13 protein-coding genes are annotated in these 19,115 nt (G+C 70.3%); 11 read left to right on the top strand and 2 right to left on the bottom strand.

Translation table 11 applies throughout. From position 1 onward, the window contains the following. Positions 1-57: 57 nt before the first annotated feature. On the bottom strand, positions 58-1,323 hold the full coding sequence (locus tag ACH4MY_RS20105; RefSeq protein WP_398004838.1) for an SGNH/GDSL hydrolase family protein: 1,266 nt from the start codon (positions 1,321-1,323) through the stop codon (positions 58-60). A 79-nt stretch (positions 1,324-1,402) separates the two neighbouring features. After that, positions 1,403-1,999, bottom strand: a complete 597-nt coding sequence (locus tag ACH4MY_RS20100; protein WP_398004836.1) for a TetR/AcrR family transcriptional regulator — start codon at positions 1,997-1,999, stop codon at positions 1,403-1,405. 115 nt (positions 2,000-2,114) lie between these two features. Between ACH4MY_RS20100 and ACH4MY_RS20095 the strand changes: the two genes are divergently transcribed. The 11 genes from ACH4MY_RS20095 (at position 2,115) to ACH4MY_RS20045 (ending at position 19,080) form a co-directional block, all read left to right on the top strand. Beyond that, entirely contained in the window at positions 2,115-2,969 is an 855-nt protein-coding gene (locus tag ACH4MY_RS20095) for a hypothetical protein (protein ID WP_398005300.1), read from the top strand. A gap of 86 nt (positions 2,970-3,055) precedes the next feature. Further along, positions 3,056-3,742, top strand: a complete 687-nt coding sequence (locus ACH4MY_RS20090; RefSeq protein ID WP_398004835.1) for an HNH endonuclease family protein — start codon at positions 3,056-3,058, stop codon at positions 3,740-3,742. Between the two features lie 60 nt (positions 3,743-3,802). Further along, on the top strand, positions 3,803-4,549 hold the full coding sequence (locus tag ACH4MY_RS20085; protein ID WP_398004833.1) for an N-acetyltransferase: 747 nt from the start codon (positions 3,803-3,805) through the stop codon (positions 4,547-4,549). A gap of 134 nt (positions 4,550-4,683) precedes the next feature. Further along, positions 4,684-5,022: a hypothetical protein gene (locus tag ACH4MY_RS20080; protein WP_398004831.1), complete on the top strand. Its 339-nt coding sequence runs from the start codon at positions 4,684-4,686 to the stop codon at positions 5,020-5,022. Next, complete coding sequence (locus ACH4MY_RS20075; RefSeq protein WP_398004829.1) at positions 5,019-5,639, top strand: BMP family ABC transporter substrate-binding protein; 621 nt, start codon at positions 5,019-5,021, stop codon at positions 5,637-5,639. Before ACH4MY_RS20080 ends, ACH4MY_RS20075 begins: the two co-directional genes overlap by 4 nt. Before the next feature lie 248 nt (positions 5,640-5,887). Continuing rightward, positions 5,888-16,570, top strand: a complete 10,683-nt coding sequence (locus ACH4MY_RS20070) for a LamG-like jellyroll fold domain-containing protein (protein WP_398004827.1) — start codon at positions 5,888-5,890, stop codon at positions 16,568-16,570. Then, a complete protein-coding gene (locus tag ACH4MY_RS20065) occupies positions 16,567-17,097 on the top strand; it encodes an SMI1/KNR4 family protein (RefSeq protein ID WP_398004825.1) in 531 nt (176 codons plus the stop codon). The genes ACH4MY_RS20070 and ACH4MY_RS20065 overlap by 4 nt, the downstream gene beginning before the upstream one ends. Before the next feature lie 111 nt (positions 17,098-17,208). Continuing rightward, positions 17,209-17,685, top strand: a complete 477-nt coding sequence (locus ACH4MY_RS20060; protein ID WP_398004823.1) for a hypothetical protein — start codon at positions 17,209-17,211, stop codon at positions 17,683-17,685. A 271-nt stretch (positions 17,686-17,956) separates the two neighbouring features. Further along, the gene (locus ACH4MY_RS20055; protein ID WP_398004822.1) at positions 17,957-18,226 is read left to right on the top strand and encodes a hypothetical protein; all 270 of its coding nucleotides are present in this window, start codon (positions 17,957-17,959) and stop codon (positions 18,224-18,226) included. A 148-nt stretch (positions 18,227-18,374) separates the two neighbouring features. Continuing rightward, on the top strand, positions 18,375-18,521 hold the full coding sequence (locus ACH4MY_RS20050) for a hypothetical protein (protein ID WP_398004820.1): 147 nt from the start codon (positions 18,375-18,377) through the stop codon (positions 18,519-18,521). Next, the gene (locus ACH4MY_RS20045) at positions 18,514-19,080 is read left to right on the top strand and encodes a hypothetical protein (protein WP_398004818.1); all 567 of its coding nucleotides are present in this window, start codon (positions 18,514-18,516) and stop codon (positions 19,078-19,080) included. The genes ACH4MY_RS20050 and ACH4MY_RS20045 overlap by 8 nt, the downstream gene beginning before the upstream one ends. The last annotated feature ends 35 nt before the right edge of the window (positions 19,081-19,115 follow it).

Below are 19,115 nucleotides of genomic sequence, written 5' to 3'. Positions count from 1 at the left end.
GCTGTAGGCCGCGCGGGTCGGGGCGCGCGGCTGGTCGCCGTGCACCCCGACCGGCGACTACAGCTCGTCCAGGTCCAGCGCCGCGGCCATCGCGCGGTAGCCCGCGTCGTTCGGGTGGAGGGCGTCGCCCGAGTCGTAGGCGGGGAGGATGCGGTCCGGGTCCGCCGGGTCCGCGACCGCGCGGTCGAAGTCGACGACCGCGTCGTACGCGCCGGAGGTGCGGACCCAGTCGTTGAAGGCGTCCCGCTTGGCCTCGTTGGCGGGGGAGTCGTAGAAGGAGCCCTTGACCGGGGTCAGGGTCGAGCCGATCACCTTCAGGCCCTTCGCGTGGGCCTGGCGGATCAGGGTGCGGTGGCCCTTGATCAGGGCGGCCACGGAGACGTCGGGGGTGGGCGCGGCGGGGAAGCTCACCGTGCTGCCGCCGATGTCGTTGATGCCCTCCAGGAGGACGACCGTACGGACGCCCCGCTCGTTCAGTACGTCCTCGCGGAAGCGGGTCAGGGCCTTCTCGCCCGCCCACGTCGTGTCGTTGACGACCTGGTTGCCGGCGATCCCCTGGTTGAGGACGGCGCGCGGGCTGCCCGCGGCGGCCAGGCGCTCGGCGAGCTCGTCCGGGTAGCGGTTGTCCGCGTCGGTCGCGGAGCCCACGCCGTCGGTGATCGAGTCGCCGAAGGTGACGATGCCGTCGCGGCGGGCGGTGTCGCGGCCGCCCGTGACCTCGACGCCCGACAGGAAGTACCAGGAGGTGCCGGTCTCCTTGAAGGCCGTGCCGGACACGTCCGCGCGGTGGTCGCCGTCGGCCCGGTAGGAGGTCGCCCCGGCGAACTGGTGGAAGGTGGCCTGCCCGGTCTCGCCCGCCAGGTACAGGGTGACGGTCAGCGATTCGAAGGCCTCGACCGGGAACGGCGCACCGTCGCTGAGGAGCGTGCCGCCGACGGGGATCGTGGTGGACGCCCGTCCGTCGAAGCGGAGGGTGCGGACCGAACCCGCCCGCACCGCGCCGCCCTCGGCCGTACGGGCGACGGTCGCGCCGGTGATGCGCAGCGGGGTGGTGCCGTAACGGTTGCTCAGTTCGATCCGGGCCCGCGTACCGGCGGCGGTGACGCGGACGACCTGCCGCACGGTGTGGTTGTCGAAGCCCTGCTGCGACCAGTTGGGGCCGAGCGGCGCGCTCGGCGCCTGCGGGGAAGCGGCCCAGGCGCCGCGCCAGGGCGATCCGGATCCCGCGTGGTCGGGGGTGGCCAGGGCGGTGGGGGCTAAGGCGATGGTCGCCGTGGTGAGCAGGGCTATGGCGGTGCGACGGAGGGTGTTCGTGGTTCTCATGTCATCCGTCAATTGCTGACCGGCGCGGGCTATTCCCGGGCCGGCCTGTCGTCGTGATCTTCCGGCGGCCATCCCGCGGCTATTCCTCCGGACTTCCCTCCGGCAGCCCCTCCGACGGGAGTTGGCCGGTGAAGAGCAGGCCGGTGAGGGAGCGGAAGTACTCCTCGGGGTCCCGGTCGCCCACCGCGCCCGTCACGTTGTGGGTGAGGAGCAGGGTCGCGAAGCCGTGGGCGAGGGACCAGGCCGCGATGCCCGCCGTACGGGCGTCGCCGGCGGACGTCAGGCCGGCGACGCCGGCGCGGAGTTCGGCGGAGGCGTGCTCCTTGGCGGCGAGGAGGCCGGGGTCGTCGGCGCGCAGCAGTCCGGGCTGGAACATGACCTGGAAGTGGGCGGGGTGCTCCACCGCGAAGCGCACGTACCGCACGCCGCGTTCGCGCAGGTCGGGCGCGGCGGCGAGGGTGGCGGCGAGGAGCTCGTACCCCTCGGTGGCGAGGGCGGTGAGGAGCCCGGTCCGGTCCTTGAAGTGGTGGGCGGGCGCGGCGTGGGAGACGCCCGCGCGGCGTGCGAGGTCGCGCAGGCTGAGCGCCCCGGGGCCCTCGGCGGCGATGACGTCGAGGGCGGCGGCGAGGACGGCCTGCCGCAGGTCGCCGTGGTGGTAGGTGCTCCGGCTCGTCATGGGCAGCAGCGTATCCCCTATCTAGTCATTGACAAGTTCGGAGCGGGAGCGCAGTATCTAGTCAGTGACAAGATATCGGGAGGGACGCACCGTGGAACCCGGACGCGTACGTCAGATGTGGCACCTGCTCGAACCCCTGCACGCCCTGCTCTACTACGGCCCCGAGGCCTTCGAGGAGGCCGCCGCCCTCGGCTACGACACCGCCGAACGCTGGCCCTCCTACTTCGCCTGGCGCGCCGCGCCCCTCGGCCCCGCCGGCGCGGACCGGGTCACCGAGGCCTTCTACAGCTTCAGCCCCGCGATGACCGCCCGGTACGTCCCCGCCGCCTGGGAGACCGCCGCCCCGGCCGACGTCCTCGCCGCCCGGCTCCGCGCCGTCGACCGCACGTACCGCGCCGTCCTGGGCGAGGAGCTCCTCGCGAGCCCCGAACTTGCCGAGGCCGCCGCCCTCGCCCGCACCGCCGCCGACGGGGCGACGGCGGCCCCCGACCCCCTCGACGGCCGCCCGCTCGCCGCCGCCAACGCCGCCCTGCCCCGGCCCGAGGCCCCGCACCTCGCCCTCTGGCAGGCCGCGACGATCCTCCGTGAGCACCGGGGCGACGGGCACCTCGCCGCGCTCGCCGAAGCCCGCCTCGACCCCGTCGAGGCGCTCGTCTCCTTCGCGGCGATCGGCGCCGCGCCCGAGCCGGTCTTCGAGAGCCGCGGCTGGAGCGGCGAGGAGTGGGCCGCCGCCCGGGACCGCCTGGCCGGCCGGGGTCTCCTCCGGCCGGACGGGACGGCCACCGAGGCCGGCCGCGCCCTGCGCGCCGAGGTCGAGCGGCGTACGGACGAGCTGGCCACCGCCCCCTGGGACGCCCTCGGACCGGACGGCACCGCCCGCCTCGCCGACCTGCTCGGCGGCCCCTGGCTGGCCGCGATCGGCTCCGGCCTGCTGCCCTCCGAGAACACCCTCGGCATCGGCAAGGTGTGACGGGACGGGCCGATGGGGCCTTCGACCCGCCCGATTCGGGACCAAGGGTACGAAGGCCCCGATGTCGACCGGCCTAGGATTCCAGGGTGTTGACGTATCGAAAGACCCTGACCGCCTCGGCACTCGCCGTCGCCGCGCTCATAACCACCGCCTGCTCGCCCGGGGCCGACACCCCGGAATCCGGCGGCAGGGGCGCCGGGAAGCCCGCCGTGCGCGGCAGCGCCCTCGCCGCCGTGGACACGCTCACCGTCAAGGGCCGGGCCCCGAAGACCGGTTACGAACGGGAGAAGTTCGGCCGCGCCTGGGCGGACGTCGACGGCAACGGCTGCGGCACCCGTGACGACATCCTCAAGCGCGACCTGGCCGGCGTCCGGTTCACGGACGGCCACTGCAAGGTCGCCTCCGGCACCCTCACCGACGACCCGTACACCGGCACGACCGTCGGCTACGTCCGGGGCCGCAGCAAGGTCGACATCGACCATGTCGTCGCACTCTCCGACGCCTGGCAGAAGGGCGCGCAGAAGTGGGACGCGGGGACACGGCGCCGGTTCGCCAACGATCCGCTCAACCTGCTCGCCGTCGACGCGTCCACGAACCGCCGCAAGTCCGACGGCGACGCGGCGACCTGGCTGCCGCCGAACAAGGCGTACCGCTGCACCTACGTGGCCCGGCAGATCGCGGTGAAGAAGAAGTACGGGGTGTGGGTGACGGGCGGGGAGCGGGACGCGATGAAGCGGGTCCTCGCCGGCTGTCCGCAGCAGAAGCTCCCGTAGGGCGCGCGAGATCCAGGAAAATCGATTGGCGGCGCCGTAAATGATCTTTACGATGCCCGCATGGACCTGAACATATCGACCCTTGCCGAGCGCCCCGAACTGGAAGGGCCGATGTGGGGGATGCGGGACCTCTGGCCCGAGTTCATGATGTACGACCCGGTGGGCTGGGCGAACATCGGACGGATCGTGCGTGAGCTGCCGGAGTTCGTGCTCGTCGCCACCGACACCGAGGGCAAGGTCGTCGCCCGGGGCTTCAGCGTCCCCTTCCGGCTCGACGTGGACGGGCGCCGTGAGCTGCCCGCCCGCGGCTGGGACGAGGTGCTGCTCTGGGCGTTCTCCGACCTGAAGCACGGCCGGGAGGCGGACACCGTCAGCGCCATCGAGATCACGGTCGACACGAGCGCCCTCGGCCACGGCATCTCGCACCGGATGCTGGCCGCCATGCGGGACAACGTCGCCCGGCGCGGATTCTCCGAGCTGGTCGCCCCGGTCCGTCCCAACGGCAAGCACCTGGAGGCCGAGTCCTCCATCCACGAGTACGCCTTCCGCACCCGCGAGGCCGACGGCCTGCCGCACGACCCGTGGCTCCGCGTCCACGTCCGCGCGGGCGGCGTGATCGAGGCGGTGGCCCCGGCGTCGATGACCGTCTCCGGCTCCGTCGAGCAGTGGCGCAAGTGGACCGGCCTCCCCTTCGACACCGACGGCCCGGTCGAGGTCGAGGGCGCGCTCGTCCCCGTCCACTGCGAGGCCTCGCGCGGTTACGCGGTCTATGTCGAGCCCAATGTGTGGGTGCGGCACGCCCTCTGACCCGTACGGGGTTCCGCCGGGGAGCGGACCCCGGGGGTGATCTTCACGGCGGGGGATGTACCGTACGGCGTCCCCCGTCGTACACCCGTGCGCCCCGCCCCTGGCGTGCGCATCCGTGAGAGGTCTCGCGCATCGTGAACCAGGCCGTCCAGTTGGACAAGGGCGCGGAGCCCCCGCGCCGCAACGAGCTGCCGGGCCGGCCGGCCCGGATCGCGCTCGTGTTCGTGCCGCTGCTCAGTCTCGGCGTCCTCGGCTTCGTCCCCTCGCTCACCCTCGCCTTCCGGCGCGGGGCGCGGGGCGACTGGCTCGCCGCGCTGCTGTTCACGGCGGTCTCCGTCGGCTGGGGCTTCCAGATCGCGCTGACCCCCGAGGAGACCCACGGCGTCCCGTACCTCCTCGACGTCGTGCTGCTCGCGACCTCCACCCTGGGTGCGGCGGCGCACTGCCTCACCGTGAAGGAGACCGACCGGTGAAGACCCGTCGTGCCTGGCGCGCCACCGAGCGGGAGGCGGCCAAGAGGGAGGCGGCGGAGTCCGGGAACCGGGTCTCCGGTCTGCTCGCCGCCACCGCGGGGGCGCTGCGCGGCCGGGCCGGCTGGGCCCTGGGGGCCGTGCTCGTCCTGGCCCTCGGTCTCGTCGGCACCTGGCTGTTCGTCGGGTCGGAGACGCGGAGCACCCCGCCCGACACACGGGCCCGCGCCTACGAGGACTTCGACGCCTGTCTGCTCACCGACGAGCGGGGGATCGTGACCGGAGCGCCGGCGGCCCCCGTCTGGGAGGGCATGCAGGCGGCGTCCCTGGACAAGCGCATCCGGGTGACGTTCGTGCCCGTGACGGGGGAGAAGTCGGTGGAGAACGCCCGCCCGTTCCTCAACGGTCTGGTGCAGCGGGACTGCGAGATCGTCGTGGCCTCGGGCGCCCCGCAGGTGGCGGCCGCCGAGGCGGCGGTGGAGAAGAACCCGAAGGTCCGGTTCGTGACGGTCGGCGGGAAGAGCGGTGCCGCGCACGACAACCTGGTGCGGGTGGCGTCCGGGGCGTCCCTGAAGGACGACATCGCGTCGACGGTGGAGCGCCTGGCCGCCGAGGGTTGATCCCCCTGCGGGCGATACATCCGGAAGGGTTCCTTCCTAAAGGTAAAGCACCAGTAAAGATCGGGACCCTGGTGTGAACAGACGATCGGTCATCGGGCAGGCTCGCGAAGCTTTGTAAGCATCGCGTTAGTAAAGGCTGGCCCATGCGTATACGCCGGGTCCGTAGCCCTCGCCTGTTCCCGCCGGGTCGCACCGGCAGACGCAGGTTGAGGGCTACGGCTCTTTCCGTACTGATCTCCCTGTTCCTCATGCTCACCACCGAGTCGGCGCTCGCCGCGGGCGTCACGCTCGAACCGGTGCGCATGCCTCAGCTGTCCCTCTCGGGCCTCTGGAAGTGGCTCCACGAGAACCCCCTCGACACCCCCGACCAGCAGGGCGGCACCGCCCGGGGCAAGAGCCACCAGGCCTCGTCGGACGTCACCAGCAACGAGGGTGACGCCGGCCGCAAGCCCGGCAAGGGCAAGGGCGAACTCCCCCTGTTCGAGCGGGAGACCGACAGCCCCGGCACCTCGAAGACCGGCGCCGCCAAGGGCACCGCCAAGAGCTTCGACGCCCGCACCAGCAAGCGGGACGCGAAGAAGTCGACGGCGACCTCCGACTTCTACGTCAACGCCGACGGCTCCACCACCGTGCGCCACTTCCCCGGCCGCACGAACTTCAAGGGCACCGACGGCTCCTGGAAGCCGATCGACACGCGCCTGACCGAGGACAAGGACGGCCGTCTCCAGCAGACCGCCAACTCCCTCGACGTCGAGTTCGCCCCGGACTCCGCCGACGAGCAGCTCGCCTCCGTCGACTTCGGCGCGGGACGCTCGCTCGCGTACGCCCTGCAGGGCGCCGCGACGACCGAGCCCACCGTCGCGGCCAACGGCACCGCGACCTACACGGGCGTCCTGCCCGAGACCGACGTGCAGCTCGTGCCGCTCGCGGAGGGCTTCAAGGAGAACATCGTCCTGCGCTCGCCGCAGGCGCGGAACTCCTGGACCTTCCCGCTCGCGGTGAAGGGGCTCACGCCCCGCCTGGCCGCCGACGGCGACGTCGAGTTCACCGACGCGAACGGAAAGGTCACCGCGACCGTCCCGCACGCGTTCATGGAGGACTCCAAGATCGACCCCCGCTCGGGCGACCCCGCCCGGTCGCGGGCCGTGACCTACGAGCTCGTCACGGTGGACGGCGCACCGGCCCTGCGGATGACCGCGGACCGCGCGTGGCTGGACGACCCGGCCCGGGTCTACCCGGTGACCGTCGACCCCACGGTGACCGCGTCGAACTCCACGTACACGCAGAACACCATCGGTGGCGACCACTCCACCGAGACGCAGATCAAGGTCGGCTCCTACGACTCGGGCACGAACAAGACCAACTCGTTCCTGCAGTTCTCCTCGCTGGGCACCACGCTCGCCGGGAAGCGCGTCACCGCCGCCACCCTGAACGTCTACGCGCTCTGGTCCTCGACCTGCGCCGCCCAGTCGTTCTCGGTGCACCCGGTCACCCAGTCCTGGACGCCGTCCGGGGTGACCGCCTACCCGGGCCCGAGCTTCGGCGCGGCCATGGGATCGGCGACGCCCGCCCCCGGAGCCTCCTGCTCCAACACGGCGAACTCGGCCTCCGTCGGCGTGAAGATGCCGGTGAGCCTGAACACGACCTGGTTCAACCAGGTCGCCGGCGGTGCGGCGAACTACGGTCTGGCGCTCACCGCGCCGACCAACGACATGCTGCACTGGAAGAAGTTCCACTCCGACAACTCGGCGACCGCCGGCTTCCGCCCGGCCCTCGACCTGACGTACACGGCCAACACCGCGCCGCAGGTCAACGCCTCGTACCCGCCGGAGAACTTCCAGGCCAACACCCTCCAGCCGGAGCTGCTCGTCTACGCGAGCGACGCCGACAAGGGACCGAGCCCGCTCGCGTACACCTTCGAGGTCTACGACGGTGACACCTCCGCGCTCGTCGTCAGCTCCGGCGCTCTGACCAAGAGCAACTGGAAGATCCCGGCGGGCAAGCTCAAGTGGTCGAAGAACTACGAGTGGCTCGTCGGCGTCAGCGACGGCACGACGGAGATCGTCCACTCGAGCCGCTTCACCACCGCCGTGCCGCAGCCGCCGGTCACCTCGGGCCTGTCGATGAACACCGACGGCCACGAGTTCGACCCGTCGGACGGCAACTACACCACCGAGGACACCGACGCGGACGTTCCCGTCATCGGCCCGTCCCTGGAGATCGACCGCTCCTACAACAGCCTCGACCCCCGGCTCGACGGCGCCTTCGGCGCGGGCTGGTCGACGATCGCCGACATGAAGGCGACCGAGGTCAAGGACGGCGCCGGCACGGTCATCAGTGTGGTCATCACCTACCCCGGTGGTGAGCAGGTCGCGTTCGGCCGCAACACCGACGGCACCTTCGTGCCGCCGCTGGGCCGCTACGCCCGGCTGGCGCCCGCCGTCTCCCCGGCGGTCGGCTTCACGCTGACGGACAAGGACTTCACGGAGTACGCGCTCACCCAGGCGACCGCGACGGCCGGTACGTACGCGATCAAGGCGATCAAGGACTTCGGCGGCCGCACCGAGACGTTCGCGTACGACGCGAACAAGCGGCTGACGAAGATCACCAACGACACGTCGAAGCGTTCGCTCACCCTCGCCTGGTCGCAGCCGGCCGGTTCCACCGCCTGGCACGTCCAGACGGTCGCCACCGACCCGTCCACCGCCGGCGACGCGAACACGGCCCAGACCTGGCAGTACGGCTACACCGGTGACCAGCTCACCAAGGTGTGCCCGCCCGCCGACTGGTCCAAGTGCACCGTGTACACCTACGCCACCGGCAACCACTACCGCACCACGGTCCTGGACGCCGACCCGTTCGCCTACTGGCGTCTGGGCGAGACCTCCGGCACGCTCGCGGCCGACGCGATCGACGCCAACCAGGGCCAGTACAACGCCACGTACAAGAACGTGACGCTGGGCAGCTCCTCGGTGCTCGCCGGATCCACCCAGAAGACGGCCGCCTTCAACGGCACGACGTCGTACGTGGAGATGCCGAGCGCCCCCGGCGCGACGCCCTCCTACACCTCCGTCTCGCTGTGGTTCAAGACCACACAGGCCGGCGGTGTCCTCTTCTACTACGGCGACAAGCCGCTGAGCGACCCCAACCCGGTCGCCAACACCACGAAGAACACCCCCGCGGTCTACGTCGGCACGGACGGCAAGCTCCGCGGCTGCCTGGCCATGTCGCCCGGCTGCATGTCGACGATCACGTCCACCGCGACCGTCACCGACGGCCAGTGGCACAACGCCGTCCTCACGGGCATGGCCAACACCCAGACCCTGTACCTCGACGGTGTCTCGCAGGGCGCCCTCGCGGGCACGATCAACGACTGGGTGCAGCCCTACATCACCCTCGGCGCGGGCGTGAACACCGACGGCTGGCCGTCGATGAACCCGAACGACCAGCTCGGGCACTTCGCGGGCCAGATGGCCGAGGTCGCCGTCTTCTCCGAGCCGCTCACCGCCTCCGTGATCGCCACGCAGTACCAGGCCGCCAAGCGGCCCGCCGGACTGCTGCAGTCGATCACCACCCCGGGCGGCAAGACCCAGGCCTCGGTCGTCTACGGCACCACCGACGACGTGGTCCTCCAGGCCACCGACGGCAACGGCGGTACGTGGAAGCTCAACCCGGCCACGATCACCGGCTCCTCCCAGGTCTACCGCTCCGCGGTGATGGGGACCGCCCCGGCCGGCTACTGGCGCCTGGACGACACCCAGGCCGCGGCCCAGGCCGCCAACCAGGTCAACACCGGCTTCGGCACCTACAACAACGTCATCCAGGGAACCGAAGGCCCCTTCGGCGTCGGTGACGTGACCGCGGCGACCTTCGACGGGACCGACTCCTTCCTGGAGATCCCCTACGGACCGCTGCACGCCAAGCCCGACCGCTCGGTCGAGCTCTGGTTCAAGACGGCCGAACCCGGCGTGATCATGAGCGACCAGAGCGTCGCGCCGAACAGCACCACCACCCCCACCGGCAGCTGGAGCGACCTGCTCTACGTCGGCGCGGACAACAAGCTGCACGGCCACTGGTGGAGCTCCACCTGCAACGGCGCGGCGACCCTCGGTTCCACGGGCACGGTCACGGACGACAAGTGGCACCACGCCGTCCTGTCGGCCACCGGCACCACGCAGGCGCTCTACCTGGACGGCGTCCAGCAGGGAACCTGCACCGGCGCCCCGAACGACCAGACGACCTCGCGGACGTTCATCGGCGCAGGCTTCGGCAGCAACTGGTACAGCTCGCCGGGTGCCGTCAGCTACTTCACCGGCTCCATCGCCGAGGTCGCGGTCCACTCCAAGGGCCTCACCGAAGCCGACGTCGCCACCCACTGGTCCGCCTACAAGGCGTCCTCCGGTGTCGCCCCGGTGCGGACGGTCAAGCTGACCGACCCGAAGGACAAGACCCTCACCTACGTCTACGACGCCGAGATGGGCAACCGCCTGCTCGCCGCGATCGACACCGAGGGCAAGCGCACCACCTACGGCTACGACACCGGCGGCTTCCTCCACACCATCACGGACGCCAACGGCAACCGCTCGATCACCGGCCACGACGTGCGCGGCAACGCGGTCTCCCAGACCACCTGCCAGGACACGGCCGCGAACAAGTGCTCGACGGATTACTACACCTTCTACCCGGACTCGACCACGGCCTTCCCGGCCATGGACCTGCGCAACGACCTGATCCTCACGGAGCGGGACGGGCGCTCGACCGGTCCGACGGACAACACCTACCTCACGAGCTACTCCTACGACACGGGCGGCAACCTGCTGTCGGTGACCACGCCCCCCGTGGCCGGTCACCCCAACGGCCGGACCGCCTCGACCACGTACACCACCGCCACCACCCCGGCGGCGGAGGGCGGTACGGCGGTCACGCCGGCGGGTCTCGTGTCGCAGGTCACCACCCCCGGCGGCCGGAAGACCACGTACACCTACTTCGCCAACGGAGACCTGGCGAAGATCACCGACGCCAACGGCGCCACGGTGGAGTACACGTACGACAAGCTGGGCCGGGAGATCTCCAAGAAGGAGGTCTCGGACGCGAACCCGGGCGGTCTCGTCACGTCGCAGACGTACGACAAGAACGACCAGGTCCTCACCGAGACGACCCCGTCCGTCACCAACCGGGTCACCGGCGCGAAGCACCAGGCGAAGACGACCACGGGGTACGACCCCGACGGCAACATCCTGTCGCAGTCGGTCCAGGACCTCACCGGCGGTGACACGGCGCGCGTCACATCGATGACGTACGACGCCACCAACCAGCTGGCGACCAGGACGGACCCGGGCGGCGACACCACGTCGTTCGAGTACGACGTCTACGGCAACAAGGTGAAGGAGACGGACCCCGCGGGGACCGTGAACACCTACACCTTCGACGGCGAGCAGCGTCCGCTCACCACCAACCTGCTCAACTACACCGGCGACCCGTTCAACCCGACGGCTCCGACGACGCTCGTCCAGGAATCCCGGGCCTACGACCCGGCCGGCCGCCTCGCGTCGATCACCGACTCGATGGGCTGGCAGACGGCGTACACCTACACCGACGACGGCCTGTCGGCCACCGTGGTCCGCAAGGACCCGCAGACCGGCAAGTCCTTCACGGAGCAGGCGAACACCTACGACGCCGACGGCAACCTGACCGAGCAGGTCACCAACGACGGGCAGACCCGCAGCACCTTCACCGTCGACGCGGCCGACCGTACGGTCTCCGAGATCCTCGACCCCAACGGGCTCGCCAGGACCACGCAGACCGGCTACGACCCCGACGACAACGTGGTGACCGAGACGGACCGCGACCCGGCGACGGGTGCCGTGTCCACCACGGACACCCGGTACGACGCGCTGGGCAACATCACCGGAACCACCAGCCACGACGGCACCACGGCCCCGGTGGCCCGCTACAAGCTGGACGAGACCACGGGCTTCGGCCTCGCGGACTCCTCCGGCGCCAACAACACCGGCAGCCACGGCACCGGCATGCACTGGAACACCGACCGGAGCGGCAGCGCCGCCTTCGACGGCGACACCAACTCGTGGGCGCAGACCACCGGGCCGGTCGTGAACACGACCGGCAGTTTCACGGTCTCCGCCTGGGTCAAGCTGACCTCCACGGCGGCCAACCGGACCTTCGTCGCGCAGGACGGCAAGGAGGCCTCCGGCTTCCAGCTGTACTACTCGACCGCCTCCGGCTGGACCTTCAACCGGCACGCCACCGACACCTTCGACCCGGTCATCGTGCGTGCCTCGTCGGGCACCGCGGCCGTCACGGTCAACACCTGGACCCACCTGGTCGGCGTCTACGACCAGGCGAGCTCCCAGATCCGGCTGTACGTGAACGGTGTCGCGAGCGGCACCCCGGCGACCTTCTCCACCCCGTGGGAGGCCACCGGGCCCCTCCAGCTGGGCCGCCGCTGGTACAAGGGCACCTACGCGGAGAACCACCTCGGCGGCCTGGACGACGTCCAGGTCTACGGGGAGGCGCTCACCCCGGCGCAGATCACCGCCCTCAAGGGCGGCACCCTGCCGGCCGCGGGCAGCACGGTCCGCACCACCTCCTGGAAGCTGGACCAGCGCGGTCTGCCGCTGTCCCAGACGGACACCGCGGGCAACGTCACCGACTACGGCTACGACGAGCTCGGCCAGCAGACCTCGGTCACCGAGCCGGCCGTCATGGCGGAGCAGAACGGCGGGACCCCGGTCTCCGTCCGGCCCGTCACGATGACCGGGTACAACACGTTCGGTGAGCCGACGGAGTCCTCGGACCCGCTCGGCAACGTGGTGACGACGGCGTACGACGCGGAGGGCCAGGAGCTGTCCACGACGTCTCCCGACTACCTCGCGCCGGGCGCGTCCGCCCCGATCCGCGCCACCTCGTACAACGAGTACAACAAGCTCGGCCAGGTGACGGCGGAGGTCGACCCGCTCGACAACCGCACCACCTACTCGTACACCCAGCTGGGAGACCTGGCCTCGGTCAGCGAGCCGGGCGGCGGTACGACGAAGTACACGTACTCCACCAACGGCGACCAGCTGTCGGCCACCCGGCCGAACGGCGCCCGCCAGGAGATGACGTACGACTACCTGGGCCGCGAGCTGACCAGCACGGACATCGTGCGCCAGCCGACCCAGCGGGCGTACACGGCGATCAACGAGTACAACGCGCCGGGCGGCGAGCTGTCCCGGATCGTGTCGCCGCAGGGCGTCACGGAGTCGTACAAGTACAACGCCGAGGGTGAGGTCACCGAGGTGACCGACGGCGCGGGCAAGGTCTCGCGCTTCACCTACGACATGGACGGGCAGCCGCTCACGGTCACCGAGCCCGACGGTACCGGCACCCGCAACACGTACGACGGCTTCGGCCAGCTGGTGAAGACGGACGACCTGGACGAGACGGGTGCCGTGCTCCGTACGGCGAGCACCGGTTACGACCGGGCCGGCAACATGGTCTCGGCCACCGACCACCGCGGTCACACGAAGACCTTCACGTACGACTCCTCGGGTCTGATCACGAAGGTCGTCGAGCCTGTCTCCGCGACCGAGTCGATCACCACGACCTACGGGTACGACGCGGCGGGCAACCAGACCCGCTTCAGCGACGGACGGAACAACCCGTTCCTGACGACGTACAACACGTGGGGTCTGCCGGAGTCGCAGATCGAGCCGTCGACGCCGACCCATCCGAACCTCGCGGACCGGACCTTCTCGGCCGTCTACGACCGTGCGGGCCGGATCAAGGAGTCCCGTTCTCCCGGTGGGGTGAACGTCTCCTTCGAGTACGACGCGAAGAGCCGACTGGTCCGCCAGTCGGGTACGGGTGCGGAGGCCGTCACGGCCGACCACACGTACGACTACGACGCCGACGACCGGGTCACGGCCGTCGCCGGACTCGGCACGGAGAAGAACACCTTCTCCTACGACGACCGGGGTCAGCTCCTCACGGCGAACGGGCCCTCGGGCTCCTCGTCCTTCGCGTACGACGGCGACGGCGGGATGACCTCCCGCACCGACGCCTCGGGCACGTCGACCTTCGGCTACGACACCGCCGGCCGCCTGAAGACGGCCAACGACGGACTGACGGGCTCGACGGCGACGTACGGCTACGACGTCAACAGCAACGTGACGTCGATCGACTACGGCACGGGCAAGGCGAAGCGCAGCTTCGGCTACGACAAGCTGGAGCGCCCGACCACCGACACGCTGTCCTCGCCGACCGGCAAGACGCTCGCGTCCTTCACCTACGGGTGGGACGCGAGTGACAACCTGACGTCGAAGACGACGACGGGGCTCGCCGGTTCGTCGGCCAACACGTACACGTACGACTGGGCCGACCGCGTCATGTCCTGGAACAACGGGACGACGAACGAGGTCTACGGCTACGACGCGTCCGGCAACCGGACCCGGGTGGGTGGCGACACCTACACGTACGACGCCCGCAACCGGCTCACGTCGGACGGCCACAGCGCCTACACGTACACCGCGCGCGGCACGCTGAGCTCGGTGACGGACGAGGCCAGCCGGGTCACGACCATGAAGGTGGACGCCTTCAACCGTGTCATCCAGGAAGGGAACCGCACCTACACCTACGACGGTCTCGACCGGGTGCTGAACGCCAAGGACGAGACGGGCACCGAGCTCTACGCCTTCAAGTACAGCGGCGACGGCAACGAGGTGGCCTCGGACGGTCTGTCGACCTACAGCCGTGACGCCGGGGGCGCCGTGGTCGGTGTGAAGAACGCCGTCAGCTCCGCGCTGGCGCTGACCGACCTGCACACGGACGTGGTGGCGCAGTTCACCACCACGGGCGAGGCACTGACCGGCTCGACGACCTACTCGCCGTTCGGCAAGGTCGTCCAGTCCGCGTCGATGCTCGGTTCGCTGGGCTACCAGTCCGGCTGGACCGACCCGGAGACCGCGAAGGTCAACATGGCCGCGCGCTGGTACTCGCCGGAGACCGGCCAGTTCAACAGCCGTGACACCGTCTCCCTCAGCGGGGTCCCGAACTCGATCTCGGCGAACCGGTACGCGTACGCGGACGGCAACCCGATGACGGGCATGGACCCGACCGGCCACTGGCCGGGCTGGGCCGACAAGATCGTCAAGAAGGTCAAGAAGAAGGTCACCAAGACCGTCAAGTCGGCCTACAAGCACGTCAAGAAGGCCGTCAAGAAGGTCGCCAAGGTCGTCAAGAAGGCCGCGAAGGTCGTCAAGAGGGCCGTCAAGAAGGTGGTGAAGCGGGCCAAGCGGGCGGTGAGAAAGACCGTCCGGTACGTGGCCGACAGCGTCAGAAAGGTGAAGAGATACGTCAAGCGGGTCTACAAGACCGTGAAACGTGTCGCCCACAAGGTCGTCAAGCATGTGAAGAAGGCGGTCCGCAAGGTCGCCAAGGCCGTCAAACACGTCGCCAACAAGGTGGTCAAGGCAGCCAAGAAGGTCGGCAGAGCCGTCAAGAAGGCGGCGAAGGCGACAGCCAACTTCGTCAAGCAGCATGCCTCGACCATCGCCTCGGTCGCCGTCGGAATCGCCGTCTTCGCGGGCTGCACCGCGATCACGGCCGGTGTCGGAGCCATCGGCTGCGCCGCCCTCGCGGGCGCCGCGGGCAATGCCGTCGGCTACGCGATGAGCGACGGCCCGAAGTCGGTCGGCGGATTCCTCGGCGCGGTCGCCATCGGCGCCGTGACCGGTGCCGCCGGTGGCGTCGGCGGCCGTCTCGCGGCGAGCGCCGCGGGCAAGCTGCTCTCCGGCGCGGCCGGCAGGATCGCGACGAACGTCGCGGAGAACGCCGGTGAGGAAGCCCTCTCGGGCGCGGTCGAGTACGGCACCTCCTGTGTCAACAGCGAGGAGGGCTGCTCGGTCGCCGGAGCCGCGAAGGCGGCGACGATCGGTGCCGTCATGGGCGGCGCGTTCGGAGCCAAGGGCAAGGGCAAGGGCCCGAAGGCGAAGGACTCGCCGGGCGCCTCGTCCGGTCCCGGCTGCCCGATCCGTCGCGGCGGAACCCCGCACAGCTTCACCGGCAAGACGCCGGTCCTGCTGGCGGACGGCACGACCAAGGAGATCTCCAAGGTCAAGGCGGGCGACAAGGTCATCACGGCCGAGCCCGGCAAGAAGACCAAGGAGATCCACGAGGTCAAGCAGGTCATCGTCACCAAGACCGACCGCGACTACGTCGACGTCACCATCGTCGCGAAGGCCGGCCGGAAGACGATCGAGACCACCAAGCACCACCAGTTCTACGAGTCCACCCGCAACTCCTGGACGCAGGCGGGCGACCTCCGGGTCGGCCAGAAGCTCCAGAACGGCGAGGGCGGCCCGACGGCGATCGTCGAGGTCAAGTCGTACACGGCCGACAGGACCACGTACGACCTGAGCATCGAGGGCCTGCACACGTACTTCGTGTTCGCGGGCGATTCGGTGACGACCGCCGACGCGGCGTCCGGTTCCGGCGGCGCCGATCCCGGCTCCGCGGTCCTCGTCCACAACTGCAACGTGAACGGCGAGGCCGAGGTCCGTATCCCCGAATGGGCGACGGACGACCAGGCGGACCAGTTCAAGGCGTACGTGGACGCGACGAACGACGCCATCGCCAAGGGGAAGATGTCCCCCACGGGCCGTGTCTCCACCGGAGGCGCGATCCGCGCCGACGCGGCCCGGCAGGCGAAGAAGGAGCGCAAGCGGGCCGAAGCCGCGGGCACTCCCTACACTGGGGTGGCCGGGCACGCGCCTGACGCCATGTGGCTGGGTCACGGTACGCCGCCGACCTGGATCGACATGGACCTGAAGGTCAACAGCAGCCTTTCCGGCCAGGGGCAGCGCTGTCCCGTGGGCTGCAAGCCCAAGAAGTTCGTCATCGTCGACAACAGGAATCAAGCGAATACGCCATGACCGACTGGCCTGACGAGATGCGCCGCATGCGGGCCGCCAAGGAACGCGTGCGGGCATCGGACACGGATGAGCTCTGGCGCTTCGAGGAGGCGCGTCCCCCGGCGGACGCGGAACGTCTCCGCGAGGTGGCCGGGAGGCTCGGGCACGAGCTCGACGGCGCTTACGTGTCGTTCCTCCTCGCCGCCGACGGATGGCCTGCGCTCTTCCAGGACATCGACGTCTTCGGCACCGGGGAGCTCCTCGGCTCCCCGGCCATGGAGACGGCGCGGATGCTGCTGGACTCGATGGAGCCCGACGCGCTCACGCGCTCCGGGCTCGATCGGGACGCCCTCCTGCCGATCGCCGCGTCTACGACGACGATCGACTTCTTCGTGATGCCCGTGACGTCGGGAGACGGACCGGCACCGGTGATCTGGATCGCCGGCGCGGAGGTCGAGAGGTACCCGTCGTTCCCGGATTTCTTCCGGCACATGATCGGTATGAACCTCGACGAGGCGGAGGTCCTCCGAGCGGAGAACGAAGGATGACGGTCGGCTGACCGTCGCCGGCCGGCCACCTCCGAGGTGGCCGGCGTGTCATGAAGAGGGCGCGCCCTGTCCCACAGGGCGCGCCCTTTTCCGTTGCAGGCATCTCGACCCATGGAGGCGGAACGCGTGGCTGGAGACAGTCCTTACGGGAGCCGTCCTGAATACCTTCCGGACTTCGTGAACGACCCCCGTGACGATGACGGCCGACAGGTGGTGAAGCTTGATCTCGCGGAGAACCGCGCCCTGGCGGCGGCGACGCTGAACAGATTCCCGGCTGCCTCCGGCGACGTGATCGACTTCGAGTCTGCTCCGTTCGACGACCGCCTCTTGTGGGACGACGAGGAGCACTGGACGAGGATGGCGGCGGAACTGCTCGCACCGTACGTGCAGCGTGAGGAGCGGGTGGCCGTCATGTGGGGAAACCTGCTGATGCCGACCGTGACCATGCCCGCGAGCGTGGCGGTGCGGCACGCACTCGACATCCTCGACGCCGGACCGCACTTCTGGATCCACCCCCTGGGGAGTTCCGTCCTCGTCGAGTGCTTGATGGACGGGCAGGTGACGGTCGCGACGATCCCGTCGCAGTAGTTCCGCACCGCACCCCAGGAGAGGCTCCGCCGGCACATGCGCCGGCGGAGCCTCTCCGCGTCTAGGTTGGTGCCCTCCGACCGTTCGAGGAGCCCCCCCCGTGACCCGTACGCCCCCGTCCCGCCCCGTCGACGTCGAGCAGGCCGTACGGGTGAGCACCGTGCCGGGCTCGGGGAGAACCCCCGAGCGTTCGAGGTCGTTCCCGGGTTCTCCCACTCAGGTTACGACTTCGACGCCGTGGTGGCCGTCCAGCCCGAGATCCACGGCGGACATGACCCGTGAGGCCGTTCCGTTCCTCCGGATGGAGTTCGACAACACGAGGACCGGCGGAGGCAGCGAAGGCGACCTCCGCGGCTTCACCACCCCCGACGTGCTGCTCCGGGAGCTGGAGCTCCTGGAGGGCGCGCCGGGCAGCTTCGTGGAGTACGAGAACTGTCACGGGCGGGTCCGGCGGATCGAGTGGAACGGCTCGTGGACCGTCGACGGCGAGGCCCGGGAGCACGTGCCGGCCCCCGCCGAGATCCTGGAGAGCCTGAACTGACCCCGGTCGCGTCCTGCTGAGAGCTGAGAACATGGGGCCGTCCATCCGGAACACCGGGTGGACGGCCTTTGTGCTGGGGGCATCGGCCGGAAGAGACCGGAAGAACAGTGGAAGAGAGAGGGCGTGAGCCTGCGGGATGGCCGTGCTGATGCCCGTCGGGGACCGCGAGGCCGCGTTCGTCGGGCGGGAGGGCTGGGAGGGCTGGGAGGCGTTCGAGCGCGCGCTCGTCCGCCACGACCCCGACCTGCTCGACCTGGGCCGGCCGGAGCTGTCTCTGGAGGGGCCTCGTGCGTGACGACCGTGCCGTGCGGATCCGGAGCGTGCGATGCGCGAGCGCCAGGTTCGGCCCGGTCGTCGGGGCCGGGCTCTCCGCGGAGTGGGACGGGGTGGTGGGTGGGTACTGCGGTGCGGGCCGGCTCGTCGCGGTGCTCGCCACCCTGGCCGCCCCGGACGCCGTCGTGGGACTCGACGAGATCGAGGCGCTCCTGGAATCCCTGGAAGAGCTTTTGGATCTCTTCGACGAGGAGCCGACGGGGAGCACCTACTACCCCTTCAAGGCCGCCGAGCTCATCGAGTTGTACGGCAGGTCGGCGACGGGTGACCTGCCGGACGACGCTCCGGTTCCGCTCGCGGAGTGGTGCGACCGGTTCGCCGGGCATGTCGACCGGCAGCTCGACACGAGCGGGGTCGACCTCGGGCGGCCGCGGTACTTCGGCGAGCTGGAGCGGTCCCTTCGGGAGCGGGCACCGGGTCTCGTCGGGCGGGACGGCGCGGGTTTCCGCGCGTTCCTCGTGGAGTGCGGGTCACACGGCGCCGAATACGTCTCCGCGCTGACCCGATGCGATGTCTCCTAGGCCGCGTCCGGTCCGTCACCGGTGAGATCGCGGCC

The organism is Streptomyces sp. NPDC017246 (assembly GCF_044331325.1).
Classification (GTDB): domain Bacteria; phylum Actinomycetota; class Actinomycetes; order Streptomycetales; family Streptomycetaceae; genus Streptomyces.
The sequence above is the reverse complement of the archived record's forward strand: the minus strand, read 5'-3'. Positions and strand labels throughout refer to the sequence as shown.

What these genes read in the sequence shown, in the direction of transcription:
- ACH4MY_RS20050 (WP_398004820.1), top strand. Translation starts at nt 18,375, where the DNA reads ATGCCCGTCGGGGACCGCGAGGCCGCGTTCGTCGGGCGGGAGGGCTGG.
- ACH4MY_RS20070 (WP_398004827.1), top strand. Translation starts at nt 5,888, where the DNA reads ATGCTCACCACCGAGTCGGCGCTCGCCGCGGGCGTCACGCTCGAACCG.
- ACH4MY_RS20105 (WP_398004838.1), bottom strand. Translation starts at nt 1,323, where the DNA reads ATGAGAACCACGAACACCCTCCGTCGCACCGCCATAGCCCTGCTCACC.
- ACH4MY_RS20065 (WP_398004825.1), top strand. Translation starts at nt 16,567, where the DNA reads ATGACCGACTGGCCTGACGAGATGCGCCGCATGCGGGCCGCCAAGGAA.
- ACH4MY_RS20055 (WP_398004822.1), top strand. Translation starts at nt 17,957, where the DNA reads ATGACCCGTGAGGCCGTTCCGTTCCTCCGGATGGAGTTCGACAACACG.
- ACH4MY_RS20095 (WP_398005300.1), top strand. Translation starts at nt 2,115, where the DNA reads ATGTGGCACCTGCTCGAACCCCTGCACGCCCTGCTCTACTACGGCCCC.
- ACH4MY_RS20060 (WP_398004823.1), top strand. Translation starts at nt 17,209, where the DNA reads ATGGAGGCGGAACGCGTGGCTGGAGACAGTCCTTACGGGAGCCGTCCT.
- ACH4MY_RS20100 (WP_398004836.1), bottom strand. Translation starts at nt 1,999, where the DNA reads ATGACGAGCCGGAGCACCTACCACCACGGCGACCTGCGGCAGGCCGTC.
- ACH4MY_RS20085 (WP_398004833.1), top strand. Translation starts at nt 3,803, where the DNA reads ATGGACCTGAACATATCGACCCTTGCCGAGCGCCCCGAACTGGAAGGG.